General features: G+C 62.0%; 14 protein-coding genes and 3 tRNA genes. 13 read left to right on the forward strand and 4 right to left on the reverse strand.

Translation table 11 applies throughout. The features are described from left to right. Nucleotides 1-16: 16 nt before the first annotated feature. From R3F42_00345 to relA, 8 genes are all read left to right on the forward strand, one after another. Nucleotides 17-394: a sulfur globule family protein gene (locus tag R3F42_00345; GenBank protein ID MEZ5540482.1), complete on the forward strand. Its 378-nt coding sequence runs from the start codon at nt 17-19 to the stop codon at nt 392-394. A gap of 96 nt (nt 395-490) precedes the next feature. Then, the gene (locus R3F42_00350) at nt 491-1,252 is read left to right on the forward strand and encodes a DUF4412 domain-containing protein (protein MEZ5540483.1); all 762 of its coding nucleotides are present in this window, start codon (nt 491-493) and stop codon (nt 1,250-1,252) included. A 65-nt stretch (nt 1,253-1,317) separates the two neighbouring features. Further along, nucleotides 1,318-1,980: a ParA family protein gene (locus R3F42_00355; GenBank protein ID MEZ5540484.1), complete on the forward strand. Its 663-nt coding sequence runs from the start codon at nt 1,318-1,320 to the stop codon at nt 1,978-1,980. Between the two features lie 20 nt (nt 1,981-2,000). Continuing rightward, entirely contained in the window at nt 2,001-2,900 is a 900-nt protein-coding gene (locus R3F42_00360; GenBank protein MEZ5540485.1) for a tetratricopeptide repeat protein, read from the forward strand. Between the two features lie 28 nt (nt 2,901-2,928). Further along, nucleotides 2,929-3,537 carry a DUF302 domain-containing protein gene (locus R3F42_00365; protein MEZ5540486.1) on the forward strand — a complete coding sequence of 203 codons (609 nt, stop codon included), beginning with the start codon at nt 2,929-2,931 and terminating at the stop codon, nt 3,535-3,537. Between the two features lie 93 nt (nt 3,538-3,630). Further along, on the forward strand, nt 3,631-4,140 hold the full coding sequence (locus R3F42_00370; GenBank protein MEZ5540487.1) for a hypothetical protein: 510 nt from the start codon (nt 3,631-3,633) through the stop codon (nt 4,138-4,140). Nucleotides 4,141-4,231: 91 nt separating this feature from the next. Continuing rightward, on the forward strand, nt 4,232-5,785 hold the full coding sequence (locus tag R3F42_00375) for a dynamin family protein (protein ID MEZ5540488.1): 1,554 nt from the start codon (nt 4,232-4,234) through the stop codon (nt 5,783-5,785). A gap of 192 nt (nt 5,786-5,977) precedes the next feature. Then, entirely contained in the window at nt 5,978-8,185 is a 2,208-nt protein-coding gene (relA, locus tag R3F42_00380; GenBank protein MEZ5540489.1) for a GTP diphosphokinase, read from the forward strand. Between the two features lie 44 nt (nt 8,186-8,229). On the opposite strand, the gene R3F42_00385 is transcribed toward relA, so the two are convergent. The 3 genes from R3F42_00385 to R3F42_00395 form a co-directional block, all read right to left on the reverse strand. Further along, nucleotides 8,230-8,306: transfer RNA gene (locus R3F42_00385), tRNA-Arg, on the reverse strand. A gap of 20 nt (nt 8,307-8,326) precedes the next feature. Next, a tRNA-Ala gene (locus R3F42_00390) sits at nt 8,327-8,402 on the reverse strand. Between the two features lie 137 nt (nt 8,403-8,539). Beyond that, a complete protein-coding gene (locus R3F42_00395; GenBank protein MEZ5540490.1) occupies nt 8,540-8,707 on the reverse strand; it encodes a flagellar biosynthesis anti-sigma factor FlgM in 168 nt (55 codons plus the stop codon). Between the two features lie 446 nt (nt 8,708-9,153). On the opposite strand from R3F42_00395, the gene R3F42_00400 reads away from it, so the two are divergent. The 5 genes from R3F42_00400 to R3F42_00420 all read left to right on the forward strand — a co-directional run bounded on the left by R3F42_00400 (nt 9,154) and on the right by R3F42_00420 (nt 15,571). Next, nucleotides 9,154-10,587: a sigma-54 dependent transcriptional regulator gene (locus tag R3F42_00400; GenBank protein ID MEZ5540491.1), complete on the forward strand. Its 1,434-nt coding sequence runs from the start codon at nt 9,154-9,156 to the stop codon at nt 10,585-10,587. Nucleotides 10,588-10,890: 303 nt separating this feature from the next. Continuing rightward, a complete protein-coding gene (locus R3F42_00405) occupies nt 10,891-13,149 on the forward strand; it encodes an EAL domain-containing protein (GenBank protein MEZ5540492.1) in 2,259 nt (752 codons plus the stop codon). Nucleotides 13,150-13,410: 261 nt separating this feature from the next. After that, a complete protein-coding gene (locus R3F42_00410; GenBank protein MEZ5540493.1) occupies nt 13,411-14,337 on the forward strand; it encodes an AAA family ATPase in 927 nt (308 codons plus the stop codon). Further along, nucleotides 14,334-15,062 carry an RNA polymerase sigma factor FliA gene (locus R3F42_00415; GenBank protein ID MEZ5540494.1) on the forward strand — a complete coding sequence of 243 codons (729 nt, stop codon included), beginning with the start codon at nt 14,334-14,336 and terminating at the stop codon, nt 15,060-15,062. Before R3F42_00410 ends, R3F42_00415 begins: the two co-directional genes overlap by 4 nt. A gap of 20 nt (nt 15,063-15,082) precedes the next feature. Beyond that, nucleotides 15,083-15,571 (forward strand): hypothetical protein, encoded by a 489-nt coding sequence (locus R3F42_00420; GenBank protein MEZ5540495.1) that lies wholly within the window; start codon nt 15,083-15,085, stop codon nt 15,569-15,571. A gap of 19 nt (nt 15,572-15,590) precedes the next feature. On the opposite strand, the gene R3F42_00425 is transcribed toward R3F42_00420, so the two are convergent. Beyond that, nucleotides 15,591-15,677 (reverse strand) — tRNA-Leu (locus R3F42_00425). Nucleotides 15,678-15,693 lie beyond the last annotated feature (16 nt).

Raw genomic sequence — 15,693 nt, forward strand, 5'->3', positions numbered from 1 at the left:
ATCAGGAGACTGTGAAATGAAGAAAGTAACGAAGGTGTTGTGTGCCGCCGCTGTGGCCGGTGCGATGGCTGCTCCCATGTCAGCCTTTGCCTGGGGTGGCTGGGGTCCTTGGGGCGGTGGTGGTGGTCCCTGGGACAGCGGCTGGGGCAATGACTGGGGTCCCTTCGACGGTGACGGTTTTGGTGATTTCAACATGAGCATGAGCGGCGGCGGTTCCGGTCGCGGTTACGGTCGTGGCTATGGCTACGGCCGCGGTTATGGCTACGGCTATCCCGGTTATGGCTGGGGCGGCTATCCGGGCTATGGCTGGGGTGGCCCCGGTTACGGCGGCTATGCGCCTTACGGCTATGGTGCACCGGCTGCTCCGGCAGCTCCGGCTGGCGAAGCCAAGTAAGTTGCTACACCTGGAACGAGCCAAACACAGGGATGTGTTTTGGCTCGTTTCATTTACAATCAAGGACAGCAACTAATTAATCAGGGGTATTTAGAAATGCGCACCTACTTGCTGTCACTTATCGCCACCCTGGCCGTGCTGGCGTCAGCCGCGCTGCAGGCGCAGGCCGTCATCGAATTCTCGGCAGATACCGTCGAATCGCATCCCCAGCAGGGCGACCGCAAGGGCAAGCTGTTCATCGGCAAAAACAAGGTGCGTACCGAGTACGACATGAACGGCCAGACCATCGTTCAGATCATCGATCTGGACAAACAGGAAGCCATCATCCTCAATCCGGAGGAACAGACCTTCATGCGCCGGCAGGCAGGCGGCCAGGACATGATGCAGCAGGGCATGGGCAAGCGCGAGCGCGATCCCTGTGCCGGCATGCAGAACCTGACCTGCAAGCAAGGCGGTATCGAAACCATCAACGGTCGCAAGGCACGGAAATGGGAGATAACCAGTAGCGTGGGCGGTCAGAGCGGCAGCATGCAGTTCTGGCTGGACGAAGAACGCCAGATCCCGATACGCCAGCTGATGCCGGACGGATCCTCCATGGAGGCGCGCATGCTGGGCGTCGAAACGGTCAACGGCCGCAAGGCGGAAAAATGGGAGATGACAGCCCAGTATCCCAACGGCCAGAGCATGGTGTCCTACCAGTGGTATGATCCGGCGCTGCAGATGATCATCAGCGAGGAACAGCCGGGCGGATTCAAGCGGGACCTGATCAACATCAGGCAGGAAGCACAGCCGGCAGTCGTATTTTCCGTTCCGGCCGGTTACCGGGAGGTCAGTCTGCCGCAGGACGGCGCTCGCTAGCTGCCTGTGCTCGCCGGCCGCGGCGAGTGTAAAATACCGATATTTCAGGAGGAGCGGATCCGGACATGATCACTGTCATTGCCAATCTAAAAGGCGGCTCCGGCAAGAGTACTGTTGCATTCAATCTCGCGGTGTGGCTGGAAAGAAACGGCAGACGGGTGATCGGCTACGATCTCGACCCGCAATGCACTTTCAGCGATCTCGGCGAACTGCGGCGCGAGATCGGAATCCGTCCCGACCTCAATATCAACTCGGTTCGCGCGGTGCTCGGTGAGCAGCTCATGGCGCATCGCGATTGCGAGGTGCTCGTCGACGTCGGTGCGGCGAATCTGGCGGCGATGAAGGAAGCCATGAGGACGGCTGACCGGATCCTGATCCCGGTGCCCCCCAGCCAGGCAGACGTATGGGCGACACAGCGATTTCTGCACATCCTGGGTCCCGACCTGCAAGCGGTGAAGATGAACGGCCGCCAGCGTACCCTGGCTTTCGTCAACCGTGCGGATACCAACAAGTCGATCAGGGAAACACACGAGACCGAAGCCGCCCTGCGCATGCTGCCGGGGATAGACGAGGTGATGCCCCAGCGCCTGAAGATGCGCACCAGTTTCAGACGCTCGCTGAGTGAAGGTCTGGCCGTATTCGAGATGTGGCCGCAGAGCAAGGCAGCCAATGAATTCCGCGTGCTGGCGGCGGCACTCTTTCCCGAGGTGGCCGGTCGCCTGAATTAATACGAAGTAGGAGCAAGAAGATGAATCTCTTTGCACGTATCCTGAGCCATGGCTTCGCGCTTGCCGTGGTTGTGCTGCTGGCACTCGGGCTGATCTATCGGGGCGAACTGTTCCCGGAGTGGAAGCTGCCGGAATATCTGGTGCCCGGACACCAGCAGCTAGCCTCGGACAGCGACCGGATGGCCGCTGCCGGGAGCGCGTCGGCAGAAACCCCGGCGACAGAATCCAGCGACGCCGAGGCGGTTCCGCCGGCTTTCATGTCGCCGCCGCCGCCGCCACCGCCGGCCCCGAGCGGGGCTGGGCTGGGCAGCGGCGCCGAACTGGCCGCGCCCGAAGTTGCGGCCACTGAGGATGCGGTACCGCCGGAGGCCGCGACCGCACCGCCGACGGCGGCTGCCGAGGCAGTGCCGACACCGGCAGCCGAATCCGCGGCAGCACCGCCGGAGGACGTGGGTGCGCCGCCCGAAACCGCAGCGGTACCGGCAGCCACGGCTGCCGGCGGCGAGGCGCCAGAGGTGCCGGCCATGCCGGCCGCGGGCGAGACGAGTGCTGCCGCACCGGCAGCTTCCGTCGCCAAGCCGGCGGCGTCTGCGCCGGCCACACCCTACCGTCTCCTGGCCGCGGCACGCGAAGCCTACTGGCTGCGCGACTATGCGGCTGCGGAGGAGAAATACCAGGCGCTCATCGCCCTCGATCCGGACAACCCGGACGGTTACGGGGAACTGGGTAATATGTATTTTTCGCAGGGTGACTGGGACAAGGCATCTGCCGCGTACTTCGAGGCGGGGGCGCGGCTGGCAAACCAGGGGCACCTGGAGCGCGCGCGCCAGATGGCAGAGGTCATCCACGGCCTGAACGGCGGACAGGCGGGCGAGCTGGAACAGTTGATCAATGCGGCGGAGGCAGCGACTCCCCGCTGAGTGACGGTGAACAACACGGGAGAACATCATGATTAAGCTGATCTGGAATCTGCTCGCGCTGCTCGGGCTGGCGCTGGCCGCGGCTATCGTCTGGCTGGCCATGAACCAGAATTTCGGTATCCAGGGACTCAAGCAGATCGGTAATTTTTCGGAGTTTGACAGCAAGGCGCCCGAGGTCTACCTGACCATGACCCGCAGCCTGCTGGAGAGTGGCAATGCTGCGGAAGCGACTGTGTGGAAGATTCCGGTTGCGGAAGGGCTGAGCGTGGAGGATGTCGAACAGACGATGAAATTCGTCGCCAACGAGCACAACATCAAGAACGTCGGCGAACTGCCGCTGTCGGAGCAGGTGGCAGCCATGACCGGGAAGCCACAGCGCTTCTGGAAGATCTACATGTTCTGCAATCCCCTGACTGCAGCGAAGATGATCGAATATTCGGATGCCTTTTCCGCCTATCTCCCGTGCCGTATCTCGGTGGTGGAGGACAAGCAGGGCAAGTTCTGGATCTATACCCTCAACATGGACATGATGATTCACGGCGGCAAGGCATTACCGCCGGAACTGTTCGAGGAAGCGAACCAGGTCAAGGAAATCATACTCGATATCATGAATCGTGGTGCGAAGGGTGAGTTCTGAGCGTCATTTATGACCGAACGTCTATAAAGGGGCGCAGGACAACCCGGCTATACTATGCCCCCGAATGACGCGAGATGCCTCGAGAGGTTACCGATGACCGACCAGATAACGAATACCGAGCAACGCAACGCCGATGCCGGGCTCATCAGCGCTGACATGGCTGTCTGCATGGATAAATTCTCGCGCACCTTCGAGGTGAGTGCGCGTCGCTGGGAACTGATCGTCTATCCGTCCCTGCTGGCATTCATCATCCTCGCGGCGTACGGTTTTTACCTTATCTATACCCTGACCGGCGACGTCAATCGCCTGGCGCGCAGCATGGAGACGGTCGTCGTGGCAATCAATCACATGTCCACGGACCTCAACACCGTTTCGGCAAGCGTCGAGCATATCTCCGGCAATCTTTCCACCATCGCGACGGATGTCGGTACCGGTTCGCAGGATATGGGCCATTTGCTGGTCAAACTCGACAATATCAACAAGTCGGTAGGCGTGATGACGGTGCCGATGTACCAGATCAGAACCGACATGGGCCGCATGAGCCACACCATGCATGACGCAACCGGGCCGATGAAGATGGTCAACGGCATGTTCCCGTTCTAGCATCCGCGCCCGCGGGAGCAGCCTGCCGCGCGATCGAGACAGGCGTCCCGGCCGGTTGCCGGGAACACAAAATCAGCAGTCGGGGATAGCGATGATGACCAGCGCCGGGAAAACCATCAAGCAGCGCCTCAAGAGCCTGGAGGAGCACCTGACGAAGGAAAATCCGGTGCTGGTGGCAGCAGTCGATAGTTACCGCCAGCTTGACCGGGTCGGGCGCGCGCTCGGGTTGCTCGGACCGGAACAGTCCTTCGCCACCCAGATCTCCTGGTGGCCCATGATTTCCGTGCTGGGTACCTTCTCGGCCGGCAAGTCCACGTTCATCAATCATTACCTGGGCGAGACGCTGCAGAGTACCGGCAACCAGGCCGTGGACGACAAATTCACCGTGATCTGCTATGGCGGAGAGCGTCACGCGCAGGCCATCCCCGGAACCGCGCTGGATGCCGATCCGCGCTTTCCGTTCTACCAGATCAGCAAGGAGCTCGAGCATGTCGCGCGCGGGGAGGGGCGTCGCGTCGATGCCTACCTGCAGCTGAAGACCAGTGCCAGCGCGAAGCTGCGCGGGCGTATCATTATCGACTCGCCCGGCTTCGATGCCGACTCCCAGCGCAATGCCACGCTGCGCCTGACCGATCACATCATCGACCTGTCCGATCTGGTGCTGGTGTTTTTCGATGCCCGGCATCCCGAGCCCGGTGCCATGCGCGATACCCTGACCCACCTCGTGGGCCAGACCATACACCGTGCGGATGCCACCAAGTTCCTGTTCATCCTCAACCAGATCGACACCACGGCACGCGACGACAATCCCGAGGCCGTGGTCGGCGCCTGGCAGCGCGCGTTGGCGCAGGAAGGACTGACTGCCGGGCGATTCTACTGCATCTACAATCCTGAGGCCGCGGTCACCATTGCGGACGAAGCCCAGCGTCGGCGCTACGAGTCCAAGCGCGACCAAGACCTGGCAGAGATCTACCGGCGCATCGAGGGCGTGAATGTCGAGCGCGCCTACCGTATCACCGGTGCGCTCGAGAAACTCGCGCACCAGATCGAGGAAAAGGTCGTACCGCAGCTGCTTGCCTACAAGGCGCACTGGAAAAAGCTGACGCTCTGGGGTGATGGCATCCTGGCTGGCGTGCTGTTGCTGCTCGTCTTCATGCTGTCCGGCATGCTGGGTTTCCGCGCGGGCTGGCACTGGAGCTGGCCGAGCTGGTGGACGGGCAGCACGGCTGCGACGATCGGCATGCTGGTTTTCCTGGCAGTCGCCGTCGGCGCAGTCGCCTGGCTGCACTACAAGATCAGGAAGTTCGCCGCCGGCCGCGTCGTGCGGTTGATCGGCAAACAGTTTCCTGCCGGTCTCTACCGGAACCGCCTCGTCCGGGCGTTCCTGTTCAATACCCGACCCTGGCTGAGCATCTTCATCAAACACCCGATAGGCTGGGGGCAGGGCACCCGCAAACGCCTGCAGCGCATCGTTGGCGATGCCAACCAGTATGTGCAGACCCTGAACGACCACTTCACGGATCCATCAGGCAGCGTTGCGGCAGCGGTACCGCCGGCAGTGGTTGCGTCACTCTCGGTCGTGGAACCGGCCAGGACCCCCGCGCCGCTGACCAGCAAAGAGCCGCGCGGTTCGGTTCAGGGCTAGCTCAATCGCGGACCCGGCCTGGATGGTCCGGGGTGCTGCGCAGGTGGTTTTCTTACCTGCAAAATAAGAATAAATAACATATTGTTATGTCATATTTCCGATAAAATAAAATAACAGGCAGGCCGATACGGTGTGCGCGGCAGCCTGATTGGCCGAGACCGCCCCCCTTGCCAGGCCGCCGACGCTACCGCAATGACAGAACAGCTGCACACAGATCCCGCAGGGTCTGCCGACGACCAGCACTACCAGGCGCGCCTGGAGATACTGCTGGCGGATCGACCGGAGGACGAGCGGCGGGTCCTGGCCCGGGCTGCGCATCTGGCCTATGCCGCCCATCACGGTCAGCAGCGGGTATCCGGCGAACCATATTACCTGCACGTGCTGGCAGTCGCCGAGATCCTGGACGGCCTCAACCTCGACTACGAAACCCTGGCTGCCGCGATCCTGCACGATGTCGTAGAGGACACGGACACAACGCTGGAGGACATCACCCGCGAATTCGGGCCGGTGATCGCGCGTCTGGTCAGCGGCGTCACCAAGATGGAACGGATCGGGGATTTCCAGCAGTCGCTGTCCGCGGACAGCAAGCAGCAGCACCAGGCGGAGAGCCTGCGCAAGCTGTTGCTGGCGATGGCCGAGGATGTCCGCGTGGTACTGATCAAGCTGGCGGACCGGCTGCACAACATGCGTACGCTGCAGCACCTTGACAGTGCGCGCCGGGAGCGGATCGCCCGCGAAACCCGCGAAATCTATGCGCCGCTGGCCAACCGGCTGGGTATCTGGCAGATCAAGTGGGAACTCGAGGACCTGGCCCTGCGTCATCTCGAGCCGGACGCCTACCAGTCGCTCGCCAGGCAGCTCGCCGAGAAGCGTGCCGACAGGGAAGGCTACATCCAGCGGGTCATCGCCACCCTGGGAAACGAGCTGGCCGCGGCCGGTATCAAGGCGGCGATCTCCGGTCGGCCCAAGCACATCAACAGCATCTGGCGCAAGATGCAGCGCAAGCAGATCGACTTCGACCAGGTCTACGACATGCGGGCCGTGCGCATTCTGGTGGACGAGGAAAAGGACTGCTACGCGGCGCTGGGCGTGGTCCACGGGCTGTGGCGCCATATCCCGAAGGAATTCGACGACTATATCGCGAATCCGAAGGAGAACCTGTACCGGTCGCTGCATACCGCGGTAGTCGGTCCGGAGGGGCGGGCCCTGGAGGTGCAGATCCGGACCTACGACATGCATCGACACGCGGAACTGGGTGTTGCCGCGCACTGGCGCTACAAGGAAGGCGGCGGCTTCGATGCCGGCTACGAGGAAAAAATCGCCTGGTTGCGCCAGCTGCTGGAATGGAAGGACGAAGAGCACAGCGCCCATGACTTCGTCGATCGCTTCAAGTCCGAAGCCTTTCAGGAGCGGGTATACGTGCTGACACCGCAGGGCAGGATCATCGATCTGCCGCAGGGGGCGACACCGCTCGATTTCGCCTATGCGGTGCATACCGAGGTCGGTCATCGCTGTCGCGGCGCCAAGGTGAACGGCCGTATCGTACCGCTCACCTATCAACTGAAGAACGGCGAACAGGTCGAGGTCCTCACCGCGCGCCAGGGCAAGCCCAGCCGGGACTGGCTGAACGCGCACCAGGGCTACCTGGTGACCTCGCGGGCGAAGTCGCGGGTACGCGCCTGGTTCAAGCACCAGGATTTCGGGCACAACATCGGTGGTGGCCGCAGCATCCTCGACCGTGAGCTGCATCGGCTGGGCGTGAGCAGCCTGCCGGTGGACCGGATCGCGGAGCGGCTCGGATTCCGGCAGACCGACGATATGTTTGCCGCGCTCGGCAGCGGCGATGTGTCCACCGCGCAGCTCGCCGGTGCCGTGAGCGACCTGGTACCGCAGGGTGAAGTGCTGCGTCCACGCAGCGAGCGCGCTTCCCGGCGTGTGGATGAGCGTTTTGATGACGGGGTGCGCATTCATGGCGTCGGCAACCTGCTGACGACCATCGCCCGCTGTTGCCGGCCGGTGCCCAGCGACCCCATCGTCGGCTACATTACGCGCGGTCGCGGCGTGACCATACACCGGCAGGACTGCGGCAACATTCTGCGGCTGCAGGGAGACGACCGCGTGCGCCTGATCGAGGTCGACTGGGGCATGGCGTCCGAGCGGACCTACCAGGTCGACATCCTGGTCGAGGCCTACGATCGTTCCGGCCTGCTGCGCGATATCACCGCGCTGCTGTCGAACGAGAAGATCAATCTGAGCGGTGCGAACACCGCAACCGACGAGCAGGAGGGTATCGCTCGCATGGTTCTGACCCTGGAGATCAGGGATATCAGCCAGCTCAGCCGGGTGCTGACCAAGATCGGCCAGCTGTCGAACGTCATTACCGCACGGCGCAAGGTCTGATCGGTACTGGAGTGGACAACGCCCGCGGTGCGGGCATCGTCGTTTGGTGCCCCGGAGACGACTTGAACGTCCGACCTGGCGCTTAGGAGGCGCCCGCTCTATCCAGCTGAGCTACCGGGGCGGGTCTGTACAACAGAGAATTGGTGGAGCCGAGGAGGATCGAACTCCCGACCTATGCATTGCGAACGCATCGCTCTCCCAGCTGAGCTACGGCCCCATTAAACCGCTCGTCGCCGGCTGGCGCAGCATCCCGCCGCGGCGCCGACAGGACTCCATTCTAGCACTGCAGCAGGGTCGGCTGCCAAGAGCGGGCCATGCCGGCGGGCAGGGGATGCCGGGCCGGATGCGCTGGGTTTACGACGGTAACGGCCGGCGGCGGAACAGTTCACTTTCCAGGTCGATGACCTTGTCGGCGATCTGCCGCGTGTTGACCTCGTAGGCATCGTGCGCGATGCGGTTGCGTAGCAACCGGATGCGCCGTGTGTCGATATCGGGTGTGACGGGGTGATGATCTGGCGTCATTTATGTACTGTCCGGGGTGTTAGTATCGGCAGCTGCCCCTGGACAAGCCGCCTGACTTATCATGACTATCGTCCATGGCGCGGCGGGCATTGAGGCGGTTTTTGCGGGTTTGTGCACAAAGCGCGAGATTGGCGGCCGCGCTCCCCCGGCCGGCGTATATCGGGTCGGCGCGCGGCCGCGAGGCGCGTGGATCGGCGCGGCGGCCAGCGCGTGGCCGGATCCCGCTCGCTATCGCCGGATCTTCGAAAAAAACCACTGGAAATCAGCTGCGTGCAACGATCACGCGCCAATTGCGCGTAACTCCGCCCCGGTTATGACATTGCTTTGACATGCATCGCGCCGCTGGTTAACATCCCTTGGAGCGGAGGGGGAGAAAAATAACTTTAACAATGTACGGGTTTTTATAATAATCCCCTGCCGATAACGATATTCGAGCGGGAAATCGAATGCACACAGAACCCAAGGTCCTCGTTATTGAAGCCGATCAGGGCGTCGGTAGCGAGCTGCAAGCCGTACTCAAGTTCATCAATTACTCGCCGCTGTGGGTTGGCCGATGCACGGATTGGCAATCGGCTGCAGGCGACGGGGAAAACGTACTCGCCGTGCTGGTCGGGTCGTGCGGATCGGACCAGATGCTGTCCACACTGCTCGGCGAGATCCACAAGCACGACGAGCATCTGCCCATCTACCTGTTGTCCAGAAAGGGCAAGGAACCCACGGTTGCGATCGATACGGGATCCTGCATCCTCGGCCGGATCGAGCTGCCGGCGAATTACGCCCAACTCACCAGTGCGCTGCATCAGGCCGAGGTATACCGCGAGTCACAGCGCAATACCGGCACCAGTCAGCGTCCGGTCGATCTGTTCCGCAGCCTGGTTGGCAGCAGCCGCGCCATTCAGCAGGTTCGCAAGCTCATCGAGCAGGTTGCCGACAGCGATGCCAACGTGCTCATCCTGGGCGAGTCGGGTACCGGCAAGGAAGTGGTCGCCAGGAACCTGCACTACTATTCGTCGCGTCGTGACAAGCCGTTCGTGCCGGTCAATTGCGGCGCCATCCCGGCCGACCTGCTGGAATCCGAACTATTCGGCCACCAGAAAGGCGCGTTCACCGGCGCCATCAACGATCGCCAGGGCCGTTTCGAGATGGCCGAGGGCGGCACGCTGTTCCTCGACGAAATCGGTGACATGAGCCTGCAGATGCAGGTGAAGATACTGCGCGTGCTGCAGGAGCGGACCTTCGAACGGGTCGGTTCCAACCAGACGCTGAATTCCGATGTGCGCATCATTGCTGCAACCCACCGGAACCTGGAAGAAGCCATCACCAGGGGAGAGTTCCGGGAAGACCTGTTCTACCGGCTCAACGTCTTCCCCATCGAAATGCCGGCCCTGGCCGAGCGGGTCGAGGATATACCGTTGCTGGTGAACGAACTCGTGCGGCGCATCGAATACGAAAACCGCGGTTCGGTCAGACTGACGCCGGGCGCGATCTATGCGCTCTGTCAGTACAGCTGGCCCGGCAACGTCAGGGAATTGGCGAATCTGGTGGAGCGCCTTGCCATACTGCATCCGTTCGGTGTGGTCGATGCCGCGGACCTGCCGGAGAAATTCCGCGACGGCACGGATGAGGTCACTGCGGAGGTTTCCGAGCAATTCATCGATGCACTGGTCGGCTCGCAACTGACTGCCGATGACCTCGATCCGCGGTTGCCGCGTAACGGCATGAATCTCAAGGAACACCTCAGCCACCTCGAAGTCAGCTACATAAAGCAGGCACTGGCCGATTCCGGTGGCGTGGTGGCGCATGCCGCCAAGCGGCTCGGAATGCGCAGGACCACGCTGGTGGAAAAGCTGCGCAAGTACGGTATGCAGCGCCAGGCCTGAACTGGCGCGGCACCTGCGCACGCAAAACTGATCACCTCTCCAAGTGCACGCGCCGGCAGCGCCGTCGGCACGTGCGCTTTATTTGCCTATTACCCTGTGCTAAATTTCGGCAACTACAGCAGTATAAGAATAACAACAGCGTTGGATAACAAATTCAGCAGCACGGGCATCATCCAGATTCGTTTGCAGTAACCGGTCGCCGGGAGGCGGTGACCCGTGGATGTGTGCCTGCGTTCGGCCGGGCTTTGGCGCCAGCATTGCGCCGCACCCGGAGAATAACACCACCGCGAACACACGATGGCTGTGAAACGACCAGAGCTGGGGGAGTATTCGGGCACGCGGGCAGCCGTAAACGGCCGGCATGTCCGTGCCGTCAGCGAACAGCTGGCCAGGGACTACAACTACCTGTTTCGTCTCGCCGAGGATGACACGCGTCTGCTGCAGAAGCATCATGCGCTGCTGGTGACCGCGACCGCCGGATTCGCCGAAAAATTCTACGATTACCTGTTTGACAATCCCGATATCGCGGATGTGCTCTACGCCTACGAGCGTGCAGGCGGCGACGTGGGGATGTATGCGCGCAGTGAGTTGCAGCACCTGGTCAACGCGATCTGTCCCACCGGGCTCAGGGAACGGGTTGCACAGTTGCTCGAGGCCGGGAGACAGCATCAGGAGCGCTGTATCCGGCCCGCATGGTTGATCGGTGCCTATGAACTCTTCATCGACTACCTGCATCACCGGCTGCCGGCACTGATTCCGCTGCATGCCGAGCGTATGGCACTGGAATCCCTGCTGGTCCGGATCCTGCTGCACGATCTCGGACTGACGCTCGAGGGCTACTGGTCTAACGCCAGCGACGAATTGCGCCGCGAACTGGCGCACGAATCCGGCTGCCATGCCCGCACCGAAGAGCTGCTTGCCGGAATACCCTATTACCTGTGGAGCGTCGACGTCGGCACCAATACGATACGCTACGCAAGTTTCCCGCTCCGCATGCTGTATGCGCAGGACATGGATTGCCCGTTTCCCTGCCTGTCCGATACCCATGCCGAGGACGGCGCCAGGTTGCTGTCCGCCTGGCAGGATGCGGTGAATGGCATGGCGTGCCAGATCGAGGCCCGTATGACGCTGGCCGACGCTGCCGAACACTGGTACCGGGTGGCGCTGTATCCTGACAACGACAGCCTGGGGCGTCCGGCCGTGGTGCATTGCGTGCTGGAGGAGTTCGATCGCCAGATTGCGGAACGCAGGCATTTGCAGCAGCTCGCCACTACTGACGCACTGACGGGGTTGCCGAATCGCGCCCTGTGGAACGATCACCTGAATCTCGCGCTGGCCGCTTCGCGCCGGGTGCCGGGTTCGCAGTTCGTGGTGATCTCGCTGGATATCAACCAGTTCAAGATGTACAACGATACGCTGGGGCGCGATGTCGGCGACATCCTGCTGAAAGACATTTCCGAACGGCTGAGTTCCATCGTGCGGGAATCGGATTCGCTGTCGCGACTCGGCGGGGACCAGTTCGGCATCATGCTCCAGCCTGTGCATCATATCAACGAGGCCACCGAACGGGTCATCGCCAAGATACTGGACTGTTTCGACCTGCCGTTCACCTACCGGGACAAGCAACTCTGGGTCAGCCTGACGCTGGGTATTGCCTGTTTCCCCGGCGATGGCGACAGTGAGGAAACGCTGCTGCACAATGCCGAGAGTGCGATGCAGCGGGCCAAGCGCAACGGACTGCCATACCAGTATTTCGATCCGGCCAATGATGTCAGCGCCGTGCAGCAGCTGCGTTACTCGGGACAGATCAAGTCGGCCATCGACAACAACGAGTTCACGCTGCATTACCAACCGCTGGTCGAGCTGCAGACCGCCAGCGTGGTGGGCGCGGAGGCATTGTTGCGCTGGGAACATCCCCTGGAGGGCATGGTCATGCCGCAGCGCATCATACCGGTTGCCGAACAGCTCGGTATGATCACGTCGATCACTGACTGGGTGCTGGTTACCGCACTGCGCCAGTGTCGCAGCTGGCAGCAGGAGGGGCTCGCCATCCCGGTATCGATCAATGTCTCGGCGCGCTCCTTCCAGAACCCGCGCCTGCTCGACAAGATCACCTGGGCGCTGCGGGAGGCGGGTGTGGAGGGGGACTGCCTCGAGATCGAGATTACCGAGGCGACCCTGATGCAGGACATCGAGCGGGCCACCGAGGTGCTCGAACGCCTGAACGATGCAGGTGTCACCATCGCGATCGATGATTTCGGTACCGGCTATTCGTCGCTGTCATATCTCAAGGCACTGCCGATCGATACCCTCAAGATCGACCAGTCCTTCATTCAGGACATCGCCTTCGACCGGCAGGACATCGCCATCGTCCGGACGATCATCGACCTCGGCCATAACCTCGGTTTCAAGGTGGTCGCGGAAGGGGTGGAGAACGTCCGCGCCTGGAACCTGCTCACCAGTCTCGGCTGCGACGTGGCCCAGGGTTTTCATATCAGCCAGCCCGTGGCAGGAACCCGCTTCTCCGCACTGCTCGCTCACGGTGGCCGCCTCCCGCTCTAGCACGGCGACAGCCGACCGACTCCATCCCCTGCCAAACCGTTCCGGATAAGTCATTTTGACGTCATCGCAGTCGCGATCGTCAAAACTGTGACGCAGTTCGGGGAATTTTCGTGACAAGCTGCTAGAAAGAATCTCATTTCAATACATGTAGTTAATGGATTTCTCTGAGTTGGGCCAACTGTTTGTGAAGTTGGTACACAAGTTGCTATCTGAGTTGCAAGCAGGTTTCGACGACGAATCAGCAACAGGTAGCGCAGATGCATGCGGGATATTCAAACCGGACCGGTCGTGGCGGGCTCCATGCGATTGGCTGATCTCAAGCTTGGCAAAGGCGAGGCATGTATGGCGCCGGCGGTCTATCCGCCGGTACAGGTCATCGCATTCACCGGCGGCAAGGGGGGTACCGGCAAATCGAGTATCGCGGTCAATGTCGCACAGGCGCTGAGCAGCGCCGGTCAACGGACGCTCTTGCTCGACGCCGATCTCGGCATGGCCAATATCGACACCCTGCTCGGGATCGACGTCGACTACACGCTCTGCGATGTGCTCAGCGGCGACAAGGCGCTCGGTGACATCCTGACGGCGGGTCCGGACGGCATGCGCCTGATACCGGCAGCCTCGGGGGTAAAGCAGCTGGCCGAGCTGGGCGTCAACGAATGCGCCGGCCTCATGCGCGCTTTCAGCGACCTGGATGAAGCCATCGACACACTTGTCATCGACACGGCCACCGGCATCAGCGAGATCGTCACCAGTTTCTGCCGCGCAGCAACCGATATCGTGATCGTGATCTGCAACGAACCGGCATCGGTCCGTGATGCGGCGGCGCTGATCGCGACCCTGCACCGGCAACATGGCATGGAACGCTTCCATGTGTTGCCCAATATGGTTTCCTGTGCTGCGGAGGCCGGCAAGCTCTTCATGCAGCTGTTAGAGCGTGTCTCCGCCAGCCATGACCTGGTGCTGTCATGCTGCGGCTTTGTGCCGCGTGACGAATTCCTGCAACAGGCGATTGCCCGGCGCCAGACCGTGTTGAGCGCCTTTCCGAACAGCAGTTCCGCCCTGGCGCTGAAGCAGCTTGCCGGCCAGATCATCAAATGGCCGCGGCAGCAGTATGCCGGCGGACATCTCGAGTTTTTTGTCGAACGTCTTATTCAGAACGAAAACAGGTCAATGGAGGTGAGGTCATGAAAGCTAACGCAGCAAAGGCAGCCGCGGAATTCGCATCCAGCAACGAGCTGGTCGTGTTGCACGAACCGCTGGTCAAACGGATCGCCTATCATCTGATGAGTCGCTTGCCCGCCAGCGTTCAGGCCGATGATCTCATACAGGCGGGCATGATCGGCCTGATCGAGGCATCCCGCAAGTTCGATCCCGAACAGGGCGCGAGCTTCGAAACCTATGCCGGCATCCGCATCCGCGGCGCCATGCTCGATGAAATCAGGCGCACCGACTGGACCCCGCGTTCCGTCCATCGCAAGGCCCGCGAGGTTGCCGAGGCGGTGCGCAAGATCGAAAACGAGAAGGGGCGTGATGCGCGCGATGTCGAGGTCGCCCGGGAGATGGGCATTTCCCTCGACGAGTATCACAAGATCCTGCAGGACTCCACGGGCTGTCGCATCTTCAGCTTCGAGGATCCTGGCATGCTGGGCGAGGAGGGCGTGCCGCAATCCGGCCGCCACGTCGATCAGCCCCTCGATAACCTGCAGAAGAATGATTTCAAGCAGGGGCTCGCGGACGAGATCAAGGGCTTGCCGGAGCGCGAGCGGCTGGTCATGGCACTGTACTACGACGAAGAATTGAACCTGCGCGAGATCGGGGAGATCCTGGGTGTCAGTGAATCCCGGGTCTGCCAGATTCACGGCCAGGCGCTGATCCGACTGCGTGCCCGCATGGGTGAGTGGCTTACTGACTAGGCTCCTCGCACTGCACGGGCATGGAGCGGCGTGAAGTCACAGGCAGTTGGTACACGCGTCGTGAAGGCGTGGTGCGCGGTCCCTTTGCAAGCGCCGCCATAACCCGTTACATCTTGCTCGGACGTATCCGCCTCGATGACGAGCTGAGCCGGGACCGGCGTTCCTGGTCGCCCGCCAGCACCCTGACCGGGCTGCTCCCGCACGCGCTGCTCGACCTGGGCAGCTGGGAGGATTATCAGCGCTATATCGAGGCGCGCATGCAGGTCGACGAGCGCCGTTCCGAGCGCCGTCGCGATACCTGTCCCCATTGCCGGCAGGCGCACCGCGAGCGGCGCATGCCCTACGACCGTCGCCGCGGCGAGCTGTTGCTGACGCCCGCACACTTTCCACCTGCGGGACGCGACGCACCCGCGCCTGGCCCGGCGCCCACGCCGCGCCGCCGCACCCTGCTGCTCACCGTACTGCTGGCGATGCTGGTATTCGCGTGGCTGGTGCCGGTTGCGCGCTGAATCACGCGCAGAATTGAAGTGGTGCCGAGGGCGGGAATCGAACCCGCATGGAGTTGCCTCCGCTGGATTTTGAGTCCAGTGCGTCTACCAGTTTCACCACCTCGGCAGCGGGAAGGGGATAG

The sequence above is a fragment of the Pseudomonadota bacterium genome (assembly GCA_041395565.1).
Classification (GTDB): Bacteria; Pseudomonadota; Gammaproteobacteria; order UBA9214; family UBA9214; genus UBA9214.